This is a genomic window from Pectobacterium peruviense (assembly GCF_002847345.1).
Lineage (GTDB): Bacteria > Pseudomonadota > Gammaproteobacteria > Enterobacterales > Enterobacteriaceae > Pectobacterium > Pectobacterium peruviense.
Map to the genome: position 1 here is coordinate 222,243 of NZ_LXFV01000007.1, position 14,682 is coordinate 236,924.

General features: G+C 53.1%; 14 protein-coding genes. 6 read left to right on the forward strand and 8 right to left on the reverse strand.

Going from position 1 to position 14,682, the window contains the following annotated elements; translation table 11 throughout:
- Nucleotides 1–684: 684 nt before the first annotated feature.
- Genes hypA through hypE form a run of 5 tightly spaced genes read left to right on the forward strand, consistent with a single transcriptional unit; the run spans nt 685 to nt 4,312 of the window.
- Nucleotides 685–1,038, forward strand: a complete 354-nt coding sequence (gene hypA / locus A0G03_RS08075; RefSeq protein WP_048259209.1) for a hydrogenase maturation nickel metallochaperone HypA — start codon at nt 685–687, stop codon at nt 1,036–1,038.
- Between the two features lies 1 nt (nt 1,039).
- Nucleotides 1,040–1,915 (forward strand): hydrogenase nickel incorporation protein HypB, encoded by an 876-nt coding sequence (gene hypB, locus A0G03_RS08080; RefSeq protein WP_048259208.1) that lies wholly within the window; start codon nt 1,040–1,042, stop codon nt 1,913–1,915.
- Nucleotides 1,906–2,184 carry a HypC/HybG/HupF family hydrogenase formation chaperone gene (locus tag A0G03_RS08085; RefSeq protein ID WP_039301865.1) on the forward strand — a complete coding sequence of 93 codons (279 nt, stop codon included), beginning with the start codon at nt 1,906–1,908 and terminating at the stop codon, nt 2,182–2,184. The genes hypB and A0G03_RS08085 overlap by 10 nt, the downstream gene beginning before the upstream one ends.
- A complete protein-coding gene (gene hypD, locus A0G03_RS08090; RefSeq protein ID WP_048259207.1) occupies nt 2,184–3,302 on the forward strand; it encodes a hydrogenase formation protein HypD in 1,119 nt (372 codons plus the stop codon). Before A0G03_RS08085 ends, hypD begins: the two co-directional genes overlap by 1 nt.
- On the forward strand, nt 3,302–4,312 hold the full coding sequence (gene hypE / locus A0G03_RS08095) for a hydrogenase expression/formation protein HypE (protein WP_048259285.1): 1,011 nt from the start codon (nt 3,302–3,304) through the stop codon (nt 4,310–4,312). Before hypD ends, hypE begins: the two co-directional genes overlap by 1 nt.
- A 61-nt stretch (nt 4,313–4,373) precedes the next feature.
- Here hypE and hybE read toward each other — a convergent pair whose 3' ends face one another.
- The 8 genes from hybE to ybbA form a co-directional block, all read right to left on the reverse strand.
- Entirely contained in the window at nt 4,374–4,847 is a 474-nt protein-coding gene (gene hybE, locus A0G03_RS08100) for a hydrogenase-2 assembly chaperone (RefSeq protein ID WP_048259206.1), read from the reverse strand.
- Nucleotides 4,831–5,331 carry a HyaD/HybD family hydrogenase maturation endopeptidase gene (locus A0G03_RS08105; RefSeq protein ID WP_048259205.1) on the reverse strand — a complete coding sequence of 167 codons (501 nt, stop codon included), beginning with the start codon at nt 5,329–5,331 and terminating at the stop codon, nt 4,831–4,833. The genes hybE and A0G03_RS08105 overlap by 17 nt, the downstream gene beginning before the upstream one ends.
- Nucleotides 5,331–7,025, reverse strand: a complete 1,695-nt coding sequence (hybC, locus tag A0G03_RS08110) for a hydrogenase 2 large subunit (protein WP_048259204.1) — start codon at nt 7,023–7,025, stop codon at nt 5,331–5,333. Before hybC ends, A0G03_RS08105 begins: the two co-directional genes overlap by 1 nt.
- The gene (gene hybB, locus A0G03_RS08115) at nt 7,003–8,202 is read right to left on the reverse strand and encodes a Ni/Fe-hydrogenase cytochrome b subunit (protein WP_048259203.1); all 1,200 of its coding nucleotides are present in this window, start codon (nt 8,200–8,202) and stop codon (nt 7,003–7,005) included. The genes hybC and hybB overlap by 23 nt, the downstream gene beginning before the upstream one ends.
- Nucleotides 8,189–9,199 carry a hydrogenase 2 operon protein HybA gene (hybA, locus tag A0G03_RS08120; protein ID WP_048259202.1) on the reverse strand — a complete coding sequence of 337 codons (1,011 nt, stop codon included), beginning with the start codon at nt 9,197–9,199 and terminating at the stop codon, nt 8,189–8,191. Before hybA ends, hybB begins: the two co-directional genes overlap by 14 nt.
- A 3-nt stretch (nt 9,200–9,202) precedes the next feature.
- Nucleotides 9,203–10,336 (reverse strand): hydrogenase 2 small subunit, encoded by a 1,134-nt coding sequence (hybO, locus tag A0G03_RS08125; RefSeq protein ID WP_048259201.1) that lies wholly within the window; start codon nt 10,334–10,336, stop codon nt 9,203–9,205.
- Nucleotides 10,337–10,908: 572 nt separating this feature from the next.
- Complete coding sequence (gene ybbP, locus A0G03_RS08130; RefSeq protein ID WP_048259200.1) at nt 10,909–13,338, reverse strand: putative ABC transporter permease subunit YbbP; 2,430 nt, start codon at nt 13,336–13,338, stop codon at nt 10,909–10,911.
- Nucleotides 13,335–14,066 (reverse strand): putative ABC transporter ATP-binding protein YbbA, encoded by a 732-nt coding sequence (ybbA, locus tag A0G03_RS08135; RefSeq protein ID WP_005976200.1) that lies wholly within the window; start codon nt 14,064–14,066, stop codon nt 13,335–13,337. The genes ybbP and ybbA overlap by 4 nt, the downstream gene beginning before the upstream one ends.
- Here ybbA and tesA point away from each other — a divergent pair.
- Entirely contained in the window at nt 13,989–14,672 is a 684-nt protein-coding gene (gene tesA / locus A0G03_RS08140) for a multifunctional acyl-CoA thioesterase I/protease I/lysophospholipase L1 (RefSeq protein WP_072062005.1), read from the forward strand. The two genes, ybbA and tesA, sit on opposite strands and share 78 nt — an antisense overlap.
- Nucleotides 14,673–14,682 lie beyond the last annotated feature (10 nt).

A 14,682-nucleotide genomic window follows, 5' to 3' on the forward strand; every position in this document is an offset into this window, starting at 1 on the left:
CTTCCGAATTAAGATGCACTAATTATAAGGAGGTGGGAAAATAATAAAATCGACAGTACCCGGTACTTTGATCTGACACAATATTTTATTTTCTCACGTTTAGCGCCTACATTTTTTGTAGAGTAAAAAACATAGCATGATAAATAATTATTAATAAAACATTAACTAAGAAACATTACTCTACCTTTGGGATGGCGTAATAACATTCGCTACATATCGCAGTATTATTCCTATAACCTGCCGATAAATTAATTTATTATAACGATAGAGAATAATGCAACAACACGACGATAATATTGCACCCCATAGACTTTAAGCATGAAATATATATACCAACCAGTCATAAAAAACTCATTTATTATGAAATCATCGGCACTTGTTACCGGAATATAATTAAACTCTCACATACCGCACATTCTTATATTGATGAGCAATAATAGAATGCCGTCAAAAACAACGGCACGCGTATTGCTTCCCGCATACCTCTTTGGCAGTGAGTCTCTTATTAGCCTTACTTTTCATCCCACCGCTGGAAAGATTTGGGCAAAATCTCATCACAATACCCGACAGCATCAAAAAAAAGGCTTTCAGTAGCTGAGAAAATAGAACCTCTTAAGGCAGAAAAAGCAGCCGGACAAGTATGGCCTATCGCTTACAGCGGTATGGTTTTGCTTCGGAGACATTATGCATGAACTCACGCTTTGTCAGCGCGCCATCGAAATCATTGAACAACAAGCCCAACAACACGGGGCCAAAAAGGTCACAGCCGTCTGGCTAGAGATTGGCGCTTTTTCTTGCGTTGAAACCAGCGCCCTCGATTTTTGTTTTGGCATGGTATGTCGCCGCACGCTGGCGGAAGGATGCCAGCTCCATCTCCACCAGCAGGAAGCAGAGTGCTGGTGCTACGACTGCCAACAGTCTGTCACGCTGTTAACCATCCAAGTACGTCGCTGCCCGCAATGTCAGGGCGATAACCTGCGAATTGTGGCAGACGATGGCATCCAGCTCAAACGCATGGAAATAGAACAGGAGATTTAATATGTGTACAACCTGTGGTTGCGGCGAAGGTAACCGCTATATCGAAGGGGATGAACATAATCCCCATTCCGCTTTTCGCAGCGCCCCTTTTGCACCAGCCGTGCATCCAGCCATAAAGATTACCGGACTGAAAGCACCTTCTTTTATACCTAAGGAAACCCGTTCGGGTGACTTGCACTACGGACATGGAGAAGCGGGAACCCACGCACCGGGAATGACGCAGCGCCGAATGCTGCAAATAGAAATCGATGTTCTTGATAAAAACAACCAGATCGCCGCCCACAATCGCGCGCAGTTTTCCGCCAGACAGCAGTTAGCGCTCAATCTGGTCTCCAGCCCCGGTTCCGGCAAAACCACGCTATTGACGGAAACACTGCGACGCCTGCGCGGTCGCACCGAATGTGCCGTTATTGAAGGCGACCAACAAACCAGCAACGATGCCGCCCGTATCCGCGAAACCGGTACACCTGCCATTCAGGTCAACACCGGAAAAGGCTGCCATCTGGATGCACAAATGATCCATGACGCCATGCAGCGTCTGCCGCTGGCGAATGATGGGATCCTGTTTATCGAAAACGTTGGCAACCTGGTGTGCCCTGCAAGTTTCGATCTGGGCGAACGTCACAAGGTGGTGGTACTTTCCGTCACGGAAGGAGAAGACAAGCCGCTAAAATATCCACATATGTTTGCGGCGGCCTCCCTGATGCTACTGAACAAAGTGGATTTGCTGCCGTATCTCGATTTTGACGTTGAAAAATGTCTGGCCTACGCACGAGAGGTGAACCCGGATATTGAAATCCTGCTGGTTTCCGCCACCAAAGGTGACGGTATGGAGCAGTGGTTAACGTGGCTGGAGGCGCAACAACAATGTGCATAGGCGTTCCCGGTCAGGTAAAAGAGCTTATCGGCGACAGTGCTGCCTGGGTCGATGTTTGCGGCATTCGTCGCGAAGTGAACATGTTATTAGTCGGCGCATATGACGACGATGGCCAGTCACGAATTGATCAGTGGGTGTTGGTGCATGTCGGCTTCGCCATGAGCGTGATTGACGAACAGGAAGCCCGCAACACGCTGGAGATTTTACAAAAGATGTTTGGCGTCGAACCCGATGTCGGCGTGTTGCTGTACGGTGAGGATCGCCGCTAATGCATCTTGTCGATGAATACCGCGATCCCGAGAAAGTGATGGCGCTTATTGCCCACCTTAACCAGTGGGCCCCGATGCTTTCTTATACCAAACAGCGTCCGTTGCGCATTATGGAGGTCTGCGGAGGTCATACGCACGCGATATACCGCTTTGGTATTGATCAACTGTTGCCGGAAAATATTGAATTTATTCACGGCCCAGGCTGCCCGGTGTGCGTCCTGCCGATGGGGCGTATCGACAACTGCCTTGAGATAGCCAGCCATCCAGAAACGCTTTTTTGTACCTTCGGCGACGCCCTCCGTGTTCCGGGGAAAAATGGCTCTTTGCTGGATGCCCGCGCCCGTGGCGCAGACATCCGCGTGGTCTATTCCCCTCTGGATGCACTGAAACTGGCTCGCGATAACCCACAGCGCAAAGTGGTGTTTTTCGCCCTCGGGTTTGAAACCACCATGCCAGCAACCGCACTCACCCTGCAACAAGCCAAGGCCGATGGCGTCGACAATTTTTACCTTTTTTGTCAGCACATTACCATCATCCCTACCCTACGCAGCCTGCTAGTACAGCCGGATAACAGCATTGACGCTTTTATCGCGCCGGGACATGTCAGCATGGTAATCGGGGTTGATGCTTACCAGTTTATCGCCACTGAATTCCAGCGCCCGTTGGTAATCGCGGGATTTGAACCGGTTGACCTGCTGCAAAGTGTTCTTATGTTGATCGAGCAAAAACTCGCCGGTCAGCCTGATATTGAAAACCAGTACCGCCGTGTGGTGCCAGATGCAGGCAACACGCTAGCGCAAAAAGCGATAGCGGATGTCTTCATGCTGAAAGGTGACGCCGAATGGCGTGGTTTGGGCATTATTGGTGAATCCGGCGTGACATTAACCCCAGATTATCAGCAGTTCGATGCGGAACGTTATTTTCGCCTACAGCCGCAAGAAACCAGTGACGATCCACGGGCATGCTGCGGAGACGTATTAACCGGACGCTGTAAACCCCACCAATGTTCGCTCTTCGGCACAATCTGCACGCCACAAAGTGCCTTCGGCGCGCTGATGGTTTCTTCTGAGGGCGCGTGCGCCGCCTGGTATCAATATCGCGCACAGGAGACTGCATGATGAAAACCATTACCCTCGCCCACGGCAGCGGCGGCCGAGCGATGCAACAGTTGATTTCCAGCCTGTTTATAGAGGCCTTCTCTAATCCATGGCTCGCAGAACAAGAAGATGCGGCACGCTTATCGCTGGCGGAGCTCACAGCCAGCGGTGACCGGTTGGCTTTCTCTACCGACAGCTATGTGATTGATCCGTTATTCTTTCCCGGTGGGAATATTGGAAAACTGGCAGTCTGTGGCACAGCCAATGATATTGCTGTCAGCGGTGCGCGACCACGCTGGCTCTCCTGCGGTTTTATCCTCGAAGAAGGATTAAGTCTGGAGATGCTGGAAACTATCGTGCGCAGCATGGCGCAAACTGCCCAAGAAGCCGGCCTGGATATCGTCACTGGCGACACCAAAGTGGTTCCACGCGGCGCGGCGGATAAAATTTTTATTAACACGGCGGGCATCGGTGCCATTCCCCGTCAGGTGTGCTGGGGAACCCATCAGATCGACAAAGGCGATGTCATTATCGTCAGTGGAACGCTGGGCGATCACGGGGCGACGATCCTCAATCTGCGCGAACAGCTTGGTCTGGAAGGTGAACTCGCCAGCGACTGTGCGGTGTTAACTCCCCTGATTCAAACGCTGCTACCGATACCCGGCGTCAAAGCGCTACGCGATGCCACGCGCGGTGGCGTGAATGCCGTGCTACATGAATTTGCAGCCAGCAGCGGATATGGGATGGACATTATCGAGGCACAGCTGCCAGTAAAACCCGTGGTTCGCGGCGTATGCGAACTGCTGGGACTGGATCCGCTAAATTTCGCCAATGAGGGTAAAGTGGTCATTATTACCCGCCGAGAATCCGCATCCGCCGTGATGGAGGCCTTACATCAGCACCCGTTGGGATGTGACGCGGCGTTGATTGGCGAAGTAACCGAACGAAAAGGTGTACGCATAACCGGGCTTTACAGCGTGAAGCGCACGCTGGATCTTCCTCATGCGGAGCCCTTACCGCGTATTTGTTAGCCCGCACACGGTGAAAACGCTGGCGGATTATGCCAGCGTGCTCTCACTGACTTCTACACTTCTACGAGAGATGAAAAAATGCCCTACGACCTCGACTGGTAGGCATATTGCCGTCCACCACAGGTAAGGAAAGTGCCATGCGCACGGTTTGTTCTGCCAGCGTCAGCATCGCTTCCGCCGTCAGGGTTTTCTTCAACGGTGACATCAGAGATGAAGCCAGATATTGTCCACATCCGTCAACATAACCCACAGTAAAGCGGATATCGCCGCAGGGCAGTCTCAGCCCCAGCGACTCCCCAACAGTCCGTCGTAGCCAGCACTGATCCGGGCCGGGTAGTACCAGCAGGCTCAGCATCCAAGGCGTCAACATGCAGCCAATCCACTGGTGCTCAAACAGTTGAAATCCGCACGCGGACACCGGAATCTGAGGCTGAAAAAAAGGCAAAGACTGCATTTCCCTCTCCGCGATCGCCTGAAAAGCCGTTTCTAACTGTGCGGCTGGATTGTGCTGAAACCCGTTAACAACATCCGGCATCAGATGCCTCCCGCAGTTCGGCGACCACGCCGCTAGACTGCAACGCCGCCAGAACCTGAGCGAGCGCAGGCTCAATCGCCCGACTGACCAAGGCCGTCAGGCCGATACCGGGTTCAAGCGATGCAGGCACAACGCCCACCAGCGTCAATCGACGGGGGAATTCCTCCGTCAGCCGTAGCGCCATCAGCACATCGGAAAGCCCGAGCTGGTGGGGCGACACTTTACGGGTAAAGAACGCGGGGATTTCCTCATCATGCAGCTCCACGACACTGCCGGGTGGGCTATCAGCCAGAACCGCATCGGCCACAATCAGGTGATCGCGATTTGCCATTACGTCCATCAGTTCCATTCCTGACGTGCCACCATCCAACACCTCGACGTGCTCCGGCAAACGGTAGCGCTGCTCAAGCGCTTCAATAATGCGAACGCCCACGGCCTCATCGCCCAACAGCAGGTTGCCAATCCCCAGCACCAGAATGCTCATCACAACACCCTAACCTTGGTCACTTCCTGACCTGAGGTATCGACAAGATGCACGGCGCAGGACATACAGGGATCGAACGAATGAATCGTTCTCACGACTTCCAACGGTTTGTACGGATCTGCCACCGATGTCCCCACCAGAGAACGTTCATAAGGGCCAGGCTCATTGTTAAAATTGCGCGGCCCCGCATTCCAGGTTGAAGGCACAACCGCCTGATAGTTGGCTATTTTTCCATCTTTAATAACCACCCAGTGCGACAGTGCACCGCGCGGTGCTTCAATAAAGCCCACACCGCGGAATTCACCTTGCTCTGGGATGTTGGGGGGAATAAACGTTTCATGATCGCCATTACCGATATTCGTCACCAGCGCCTGCCACTGCTGTGCCAGCGTGTCATGCAGCACGCAGGTATGTACGGTGCGCCCTAAAACCCGGCCCAACGTTGATGGCAGTTGATCCTCCGTCATTACGTTACCGGTTAGCGTTTTGTAAATATCATTGGCGCGTGTGAAATAATGCTGTGCGGGCTGATAGCCAGCTCGCAGATTGCACAGCAGCCACGCCAAAGGCCCCATTTCCACCGCATTGCCATAGAAGGTTGGCGATTTCACCCATGAATATTTACCGTCATCCTGCCAGCCGGTGTAATTCGGGCGGGTCAATCCCTCCCAAGGAGCCAACGGCTGATCATCCTGATACCAGGCATGTTTGCCACTTTCCTCGATCCCCTTGAGTAGATATTCATCACGCGGATTGTTTATCGGGCGAAATTTTCCATTATCCAGAAACCCGCCCGGCATCAGGAACGTCTCACTTTTACGATCGACAGGCAGTTCCGGTACACAGAGATAACAGTCGGCTCCTCGCCCCACGGTGAACCACTCAGGATAATGAGCAGCGATAACCGCTGTGTCGACCAGATAAACCTGTTCGATGAAATCACCAAGACGATCGATAAAGGATTTCAGATACATCAGGCGTTCCAGATTCAGCACGCCCGGTGAATCAAGATTGATGGGGTTTGCCACGCCGCCAACGGCCAGATTCTGAATATGCGGCGTTTTCCCCCCCAGAATCGCGACTATCCGGTTGGCATCACGCTGACACTCCAGCGCCTGCAAATAGTGAGCGACGGCAATCAGGTTAATCTCCGGCGGCAACGACATCGCCGTGTGTCCCCAATAGCCATTAGCGAAAATACCGAGCTGGCCGCTACCGACCAGATTTTTAATCTTCTGCTGCACCTGAGCAAATTCCGCTTCACTGTTCAGCGGCCAGTTTGACAGGCCTTTTAGCAGATCGGCGGCTTTTTTCGGGTCGGCCTGTAGTGCAGAAGTGACATCAACCCAATCCAGCGCAGAAAGTTGGTAGAAGTGCACGATGTGGTCATGAATACTGTGCGCAGCCGCGATGATATTACGGATATATTGGGCGTTGACCGGCACTTCCATCCCCAGCGCATTTTCCACCGCCCGCACAGAGGCCAACGCATGAATGGTGGTACACACCCCGCAAATACGTTGCACAATCATCCACGCATCGCGCGGATCGTTGCCTTTGACTATCTCCTCCATACCGCGCCACATGGTGCCGGATGACCAGGCTTTAACCACTTTGCCGTCTTCAATTTCGCAATCGATGCGCAGATGCCCTTCAATACGGGTGACGGGATCAATGGTGATGCGTTGGCTCATGCTCTACCTCTAACGATTTATTTTCATTTTTGTGTTGATGCACAGGCAACACTGGCAACAACCGGATCAACAGGATGTAGGCACAGACTTCTATTGCCACAAAACCGATGGATATCAGCAGCTCGCTGAATGTTGGGAAATAGCCGTAGCCGTTGCCTGGGTTGTAACTCAATAGGGAATAATTCAGACGCCAGAACGCCGCACCAAAGACCATGCACAGCGCACCGATGAACAACAAGCGAGGGTCGCGACGATTATTCTTCCGGCGGAAAAGCAGCAAAGGGATCGCCAGCAGCAATGTTTCCACCCAGAATGAAAGGGCGAAACGATCGATGTGCCACAAATACGCGGTCTTGTCTCGCGCAATAAGCTCCCCGAAGCGCAGTACAATAAACAACAACAGCAGAATATCGATGGTGCGGGTCAACCGAGTGAATAACGGTGTCTCCTGAACGCTTTTCCCCCTAAGGCCCGCCTGAACCAGAGATCCTTCAAAAATCACAATTGAGAATCCCAAAATAGCGGCGGTTAACAGCGAAAACAGCGGCAGCATTTCGTAGCTTTGCCATAGCGGGTGCACCTTGATACCCGCAGCAATCATCAGCGACCCCATGGATGACTGATGCATTGATGGCAGCAAAGCCCCCAGCGCAATAACAAAAAACATCAGTTTATTCAAACGCCTGAGTGAGACCTTACACCCCAAGCGCTCTAACAGCGTCGGAGCAAACTCCAACACCATCACGCCGATGTATATCGTCATACACACTGCCGTTTCAAAAAGCACTGACGACGTATTGAAATGGCCGGGAATGAAGAAGTAAGGCAGATTCCAGTAACGCCCCACGTCGATCGTGATGGATAACCCGCCGAGTGAGTAACCGAACAGACTAGCCAGCAGCGCAGGACGCACCAATGGATGATATTCACCGCGGTTAAAAACATAGACAGCCCAGGCCAACGCCCAGCCACCACACGCCAGACCGGTTCCGACCAACAGATCGAAAGCAATCCAGATACCCCATGGATAGCCACCATTTAAATCGGAAACGGAACCAATCCCCAGCACCAGCCTTTTCACGATCAACAACAGGCACAACACAATGAAAGGTGCCAGCAACATCACGGGCCAACTCACCAGCCGCCCGCCAAGGGGGCTCGTTTTATGCATCGTCATGTTCATCCTCTTTTTCGTCCTGATCGTGCTTACCCATGTTGCGCTGCACCAGGAAAGTGATCCCTGCCAGTGCAGCAAACGGCAGAACCATGCCTTTATACAAAGAGTGCTGCACATGTTCGGAACGCGCCCCCGTTGATAGGCTATCCAGCGGTGGCAACCCTAAGTTTTCAAACGGTACGCCAGTCAACACCAGCACCTGTGTTCCGCCCCCCTCCAACTCGCCGTATACATGTTGCTGATAATGTGGAAGAGGATGTTCGTACCGATCGTTCCCCTGCAATGTCTGGCGTGGAAACCGGTAAGGCTCTCCTGTTTTCCCTGCAAGGCGCATTTTAGCTTCGTCCAGCAGTTGCTCCCGCGTGCCGAAAATCACCGCCCCCGTTGGGCAGACTTCAACACACCCCGGCAACCCTCCGTTATCCAACCGCTCAACGCCCTTCTGATTGCAAAGCTCACACTTGTGAATTTTTCCGAACGGGTCGTCATAGTCATATTTCGGCACATTAAACGGGCACCCCACGATGCAGTAACGGCAACCGGTACACACATCGGGATCGTAATGCACGATGCCTGTATGGGCGTCTTTACGTAATGCTTGCACCGGACAAACGGATACACAGTTGGGATCCACACAGTGCATGCACTGTTTTTTGATATAGGCATAACCGTTTTCCGTCTGGTCTTTATGTACGCCGCTCCCATCACTCCACACCTGAATAATGTTGTTGGTGTAGGGGCTGAGCTTATCGTTGTTCGACCATATCGGTTCCGTGCCCGCATAGGCGTAGGTCGCCCCATGCGGTGCATCACTATGGTTGATACGCTGACACTGGCTGACGCATGCCTGACACCCCACGCACAGCGTTGAGTCATACAGCATGCCAAGCGAGTTCGGAATTGGCGGCTTGTTCTCTGCTTTCGCCAACGCAGAGGGGGCGATGCCGACCGTCATCATCCCGCCAGTAGCCAGTTTTAGAAAATTACGTCTGTCCACGGCTTACTCCTTGCGCGAGGGCTGATCACCATCGTTACGATTGGTCTTTTGTTGCCGCCCCAGCTCTTTCACCGTCATCAAACTGACGCCAGCCACCAGCCCCACAACACCGCCAAGCAACCCGACCGTGCTCAGGCTGACATTCCCCCCTTCCTGACTCATCACGTCTGGTTTGGCATTACGCGGTGTGGGGTTTTCGACGCTGGCGAGTTGAGCTATCCCTTTAGTAAAACCGATACCTTGCTCATTGCAGCCATAGCATGGATGGCCGATCCCAACCGGCCATATGCCACCACCGACATCACAGAACTCCAGAGTCGGGCAGTTACCGTACGTTTCCGGCCCCTTGCAGCCGAGGTGGTACAGACACCACCCCTGTCGGTGGCCATCATCACCGAACTGTTTGGCAAAACGCCCCGCATCGAAATGCGGGCGGCGCTCGCAATTCTCATGAATCAGACGGGCGTAGGCGAACTCGGGACGGTTTTTCGCATCAAGCGCAGGGGGACGCTGATAGGTAATGATGTGGGCGACGGTGGCCAGGAAGTTATGCGGATTAGGGGGACAGCCAGGGATGTTGATGACCGTTTTATCAGGCAGGATTTCCTGCAAACTGACCGCGCCGGTAGGATTAACACCGCTTGCAGGAACCCCACCCCATGCGGAGCAAGACCCAATTGCGATGATCGCTGCGGCGTGCTGCGCGGCTTCGCGAATGTGGTCAACTATTGGCTTACCGGCCACCATGCAGTAGATTCCACCATCCTTTATGGGGATAGATCCATCCACAACCAGCACATATTGGCCTTTGTATTTCTCAATAGCGTGGTGTTTGTTTTCCTCCGCCTGCTCACCAAACGCCGCCGAAAGCACTTCGTGATATTCCATAGAGATAACGTTTAACAACAGACTCTCAATAGTCGGGTGAGTCGCCCGTAATAAAGACTCCGTACAGCCTGTACATTCCTGTGCTCCAATCCAGATAACGGGTGGCCGCGCAGAAGAACTCACCGAGGAAGCGATATCAGCCGCCGCTCGACTGCTCAGCCCCATGGTTGCAGCCAGCGCAGCGCACAGCTTCATGAAATCACGACGATTGACACCCTCACGGAAAAACATTTTATTTTCTTCAGTCATTATTCTTACATACCTTCAGTTAGCCAGTGAGCAACTCACTACAAACTTAATGGCAATACTGATTACTCCTTGCACATAACATCGAATTGATTTGCATCATTTTTTAATCATCAAAAATTTATTATTCATAAAAACATGAGTAAGATCGCTTCAGTTACCTCACTGGTGTTGACACATGGAAAGCACTATCGGAAGGAAATAATAATCATTATTATTTTATGGGCGTCATTTATCGCAGAATCTTATGACTCTCAAATAAAAAGCATTCCCGTTTGATAAATAAAAAAGAGGCGAACTTATAAGAATGACACTTTCGTCGTTATTATTTCCTCCAGCGAAAATAACAATACTTTAAAATAAAACCGGTCCGAAATAATTAACTCCAGCCACCAAATCAGCACATCGCTAATATCGAGCATTTGACGTTATATATTCTAAATAATTAGAAATGCGGGGGAAAACGTTAGCGTTTTGAATAACGCAAGGCGTTACCCCTTTAGGATAAGGCCCACGAATGGGCCAGGTAACAAAACCAACGCCTATGCCACTTGAAGTATGGCGGTATGCAATCGTTACCCCGCGAACTGCCGGAATAACGCTTTGCCGCGCAGTAGCCGCACACCCAGCCAACCGCCGCAGAGCGAGAGGAGGAACGCCGCGATTAACGGAAGCGTTATCCACATAGTGACATTCGGTTCCCAGGCAAAGTTAAAGACCTTCCGCTGTAACAGCCACAGGGCGGATTCCGCGCCAATCGCCGCCGCGGTTCCGGCCACCAAACCCAGTACCGCGAACTCACACCACAGCGTGGTGCGCAACAAGCGTAATCCCGCACCCAGCGTCCGGTACACCATCAACTCCTGACGCCGTTGACGCATCCCGACCTGAATTTGTGCCAGCAACAGCAAGACACCACAGAACAGCACCAGTATGACCATAATCTCCAGCGCACGACTGACCTGCTGCAAGACTTGCCCTACCTGACGCAGAATACTGCCGATATCCATCACGCTCACCGTCGGGAACTGACGATTCATTTGGGTAATCATCTTCTCATCGCCATCGTAGCGGAAGCTGGTCAGCCAGGACTGTGGCTGGTTATCCAACGCCCCCACGGGGAAAATAAAGAAGAAGTTCGGGCGCAGGCTTTCCCAGTCAACCTGACGGAAGCTGGTCACCGTGGCGCTAAACGGCTGCGTATCACCAGTAAAGGTCATCGTATCACCAATCTTGATGCCCATCTCTTTGGCTTCTTTCGCTTCCATCGAGACTTCGCCCGCCTTCGGTGCTTCCCCTTCCACCAGCACGTTATGTTGTGGAATCCCGTTCATCCAGGTTAGGTTCAATTCACGGTTTACCGTGTTACCACCCGGATCGTCCTCATGGATCACTTCCGTCGCGATCTGTTGATTAATCTCCGTCAACCGCGCACGAATAATCGGGAAGAACTGCTCCGGCATCACGTTATGCTGAGAGAGGAAATCCCTCACCTGCGGCACCTGTTCCGCCGTGATATTCAGCAGGAAATAGTTCGGACTGCCCGGAGGCAACTGCTGCTGCCAGCGCTCCAGCAAATCGCCACGCATCACCAGCAGCAACGCTAATAGCATGAAGGACAGCGAAAACGCGGCCAGTTGGCTGAGTGTCGACCACGGCTGACGCAACAGGCGATTAATAGCCAGACGCAACGCCAGTCGTTTAACCGTCAAACGCCGTAACAGCAGCAGTCCGCCCCAACCGATAACGCCCAACAGTAGCGACAGCACTGCCACACCGCCGAGCAGCGACCACAGCAGCACGCCACCACCGGACAACACGGCCAGCAGGCCGACAACAATAAGCACAACAACTGGCAGGTAGTAGCGCAGCGGCCACACGTTCGCTACCACATCCTGACGCAGCACGCGCAGCGGTTGTGTCGCCAGCAGCAGTCGATACGGCCGTAGCCCAACCAACAGCGAAATCAACACCAGCGATCCCAACGCCCATACCCACGGCCATAGCCCAGAGGCTGGCAATGCAGCAGGTAGCACCGGAGCCAGCATTTTCATCAACAGCGCTTCAAATCCCAGCCCAAGCACGCTACCGCAAACTACCGCCAGCCCGAGCACAGAGAGCCATTGGCCGATGATTAAGCGCCTCAGCGCTTGTTTGCCTGCTCCCAATGTCTTCAGAATAGCGACCAAATCATAGCGGCTGCGGCAGTAATGCCCCATCGCCACTGCAACGGCGGCGATAGACAGCAGCAGCGTGAGCAACGCCGACAACAACAGGAACTGTTGTGATCGCTTTAACGACTGGCTCAGTGCGCCTTCAGAATCTTCCATGCCATACCAACGCTGATCGGGCTTGAGCTGTGGCTTGATGAAATTACTGAACTCACTAATCTGTTTTTCATTGCCGGAAAACATGTAGCGCCAGGTAATGCGGCCGCCCGGCTGAATCGCCCCTGTTTTCTCGACATCGTCCAGATTCATCAGAATACGCGGCGCGGTTTCGAACGGATTAAAGCCGGAATCCGGTTCCTGAATCAGTTCACCGCTAATACGCAACGAGGTATCGCCGACGTCCAGCATGTCACCGACGTTCAAGCCGAGTAGCGCCAGCAGGCGCGGTGCCACCAGCACCGTTCCCGCTTCGGCATGCAGCCCTTCAGGACGCGTCTGCAAATTACCATACAGCGGATAGCGCTGGTCAGTAGCCTTGACCTGCGCCAACTGCGGCGTATCGCCCGCGAACGTCATGGTCATAAAGGAGATCTGCCGACTGAGCGTCAGCCCGCGCTGCTGCGCGTCCAGAAGCCAGGTATCCGCGACAGGCCGCGATGCACGCAGCACGCGGTCACCCGCCAGAAAATCACGACTCTGCTGACTGAGCCCTTTTTCCATGCGGTCGCTGATCGTACCCAGCGCCAGCACGCAGGCCACCGCCAGCGTTAACGCCAGCCAGACAATCAGTAAGGAAGGAGAGCGCCATTCGCGCCAGAACCACCGCCAGATCATGCGTCCTCCCGCAGTTTGCCGTCGACTAACCGCAGACGTCGCTCGCAGCGTGCCGCCAGTTGCTCATCGTGCGTCACCAGAATTAACGTAGTGGCATAATCGCGATTGAGGGAAAACAGCAAATCAACGATGCGTTCACCGGTTTTACGATCCAGATTCCCGGTAGGCTCATCGGCAAACAGCACGTTAGGACGACCGCTGAAGGCACGCGCCAGCGCCACACGCTGCTGTTCACCGCCAGAAAGCTGGGCGGGAAGATGATGTAAGCGCTCACCTAGCCCGAGCTGTTGCAGAAGTTGCTCGGCCTGCCCACGGCTGTGGCTGTCACTTTCACCGCGCAGCAACGCCGGTAATTGCACGTTCTCCAACGCATTCAGCGTCGGCACCAGCATGAAAGACTGGAAGACAAAACCGACGTGTTGAGCACGCAGTGCCGCACGACCTTCTTCATCCAGTGCGTTCAGCGATTTTCCCATCAGGCTAACGTCACCTTCAGTGCCATCATCTAGACCAGCCAGAATCCCCAACAAGGTTGACTTACCGGAACCGGATTCGCCAATCAGGGCAATTGTCTGCGCAGGTTTGACAATGAGCTCAACTCCGGTAAGGATGGAAAGCCGATTCTCTCCTTGACCAACGTGCTTACTAAGATGATGAACTTCAAGAATGTTTTCTACGTGCGCAGTTTTGCTTGGCGTAGCACTCGCTGGGCTGGTCTTCGCAAACATGTTTTCGTCCTTTTGCTTCTGGGATTATGCAGCGTACGCGCTTTCGCCGCTGACACATTATTAATTCTGGGCGATAGCCTCAGTGCGGGCTACCAGATGCCAGCCGCTAACGCCTGGCCAACGCTGCTGAACACGCAGTGGCAGACGCAGAAAAAAGGCATCGCCGTGGTTAATGCCAGCATTAGCGGCGATACCACCGCACAGGGGCTGGCGCGACTTCCGGCTCTACTGAAACAACATCAGCCACGTTGGGTATTGATTGAACTGGGCGGCAATGACGGGCTTCGGGGATTTCCTGCACCCAATATCGAGCAGGATCTGGCGAAAATCATTACGCTAGTCAAACAGGCTAACGCTAAGCCGCTGCTCATGCAGGTTCGTTTGCCAACCAACTATGGCCGCCGCTACACCGAGTCATTCAGCAATATGTACCCCAAACTTGCGGAGCAGTTTGCGCTTCCTCTGCTGCCTTTCTTTATGGAGCAGGTGTATCTTAAACCGGAGTGGATGATGGAAGATGGCATCCATCCAACCCGTGATGCACAACCGTTTATCGCAGAATGGATGGCGAAGCAGCTGGAACCCTTAGTTAACCATGAGTCTTAATAAATAGGCT

Bases quoted from the DNA above. Each gene is read 5' to 3' on its own strand.
- hypE (WP_048259285.1), top strand. From the start codon at position 3,302: ATGAAAACCATTACCCTCGCCCACGGCAGCGGCGGCCGAGCGATGCAA.
- ybbA (WP_005976200.1), bottom strand. From the start codon at position 14,066: ATGTTTGCGAAGACCAGCCCAGCGAGTGCTACGCCAAGCAAAACTGCG.
- hypA (WP_048259209.1), top strand. From the start codon at position 685: ATGCATGAACTCACGCTTTGTCAGCGCGCCATCGAAATCATTGAACAA.
- hybO (WP_048259201.1), bottom strand. From the start codon at position 10,336: ATGACTGAAGAAAATAAAATGTTTTTCCGTGAGGGTGTCAATCGTCGT.
- A0G03_RS08085 (WP_039301865.1), top strand. From the start codon at position 1,906: ATGTGCATAGGCGTTCCCGGTCAGGTAAAAGAGCTTATCGGCGACAGT.
- tesA (WP_072062005.1), top strand. From the start codon at position 13,989: ATGATGAACTTCAAGAATGTTTTCTACGTGCGCAGTTTTGCTTGGCGT.
- hypD (WP_048259207.1), top strand. From the start codon at position 2,184: ATGCATCTTGTCGATGAATACCGCGATCCCGAGAAAGTGATGGCGCTT.
- hypB (WP_048259208.1), top strand. From the start codon at position 1,040: ATGTGTACAACCTGTGGTTGCGGCGAAGGTAACCGCTATATCGAAGGG.
- hybE (WP_048259206.1), bottom strand. From the start codon at position 4,847: ATGCCGGATGTTGTTAACGGGTTTCAGCACAATCCAGCCGCACAGTTA.
- hybC (WP_048259204.1), bottom strand. From the start codon at position 7,025: ATGAGCCAACGCATCACCATTGATCCCGTCACCCGTATTGAAGGGCAT.
- ybbP (WP_048259200.1), bottom strand. From the start codon at position 13,338: ATGATCTGGCGGTGGTTCTGGCGCGAATGGCGCTCTCCTTCCTTACTG.
- hybB (WP_048259203.1), bottom strand. From the start codon at position 8,202: ATGACGATGCATAAAACGAGCCCCCTTGGCGGGCGGCTGGTGAGTTGG.
- A0G03_RS08105 (WP_048259205.1), bottom strand. From the start codon at position 5,331: ATGAGCATTCTGGTGCTGGGGATTGGCAACCTGCTGTTGGGCGATGAG.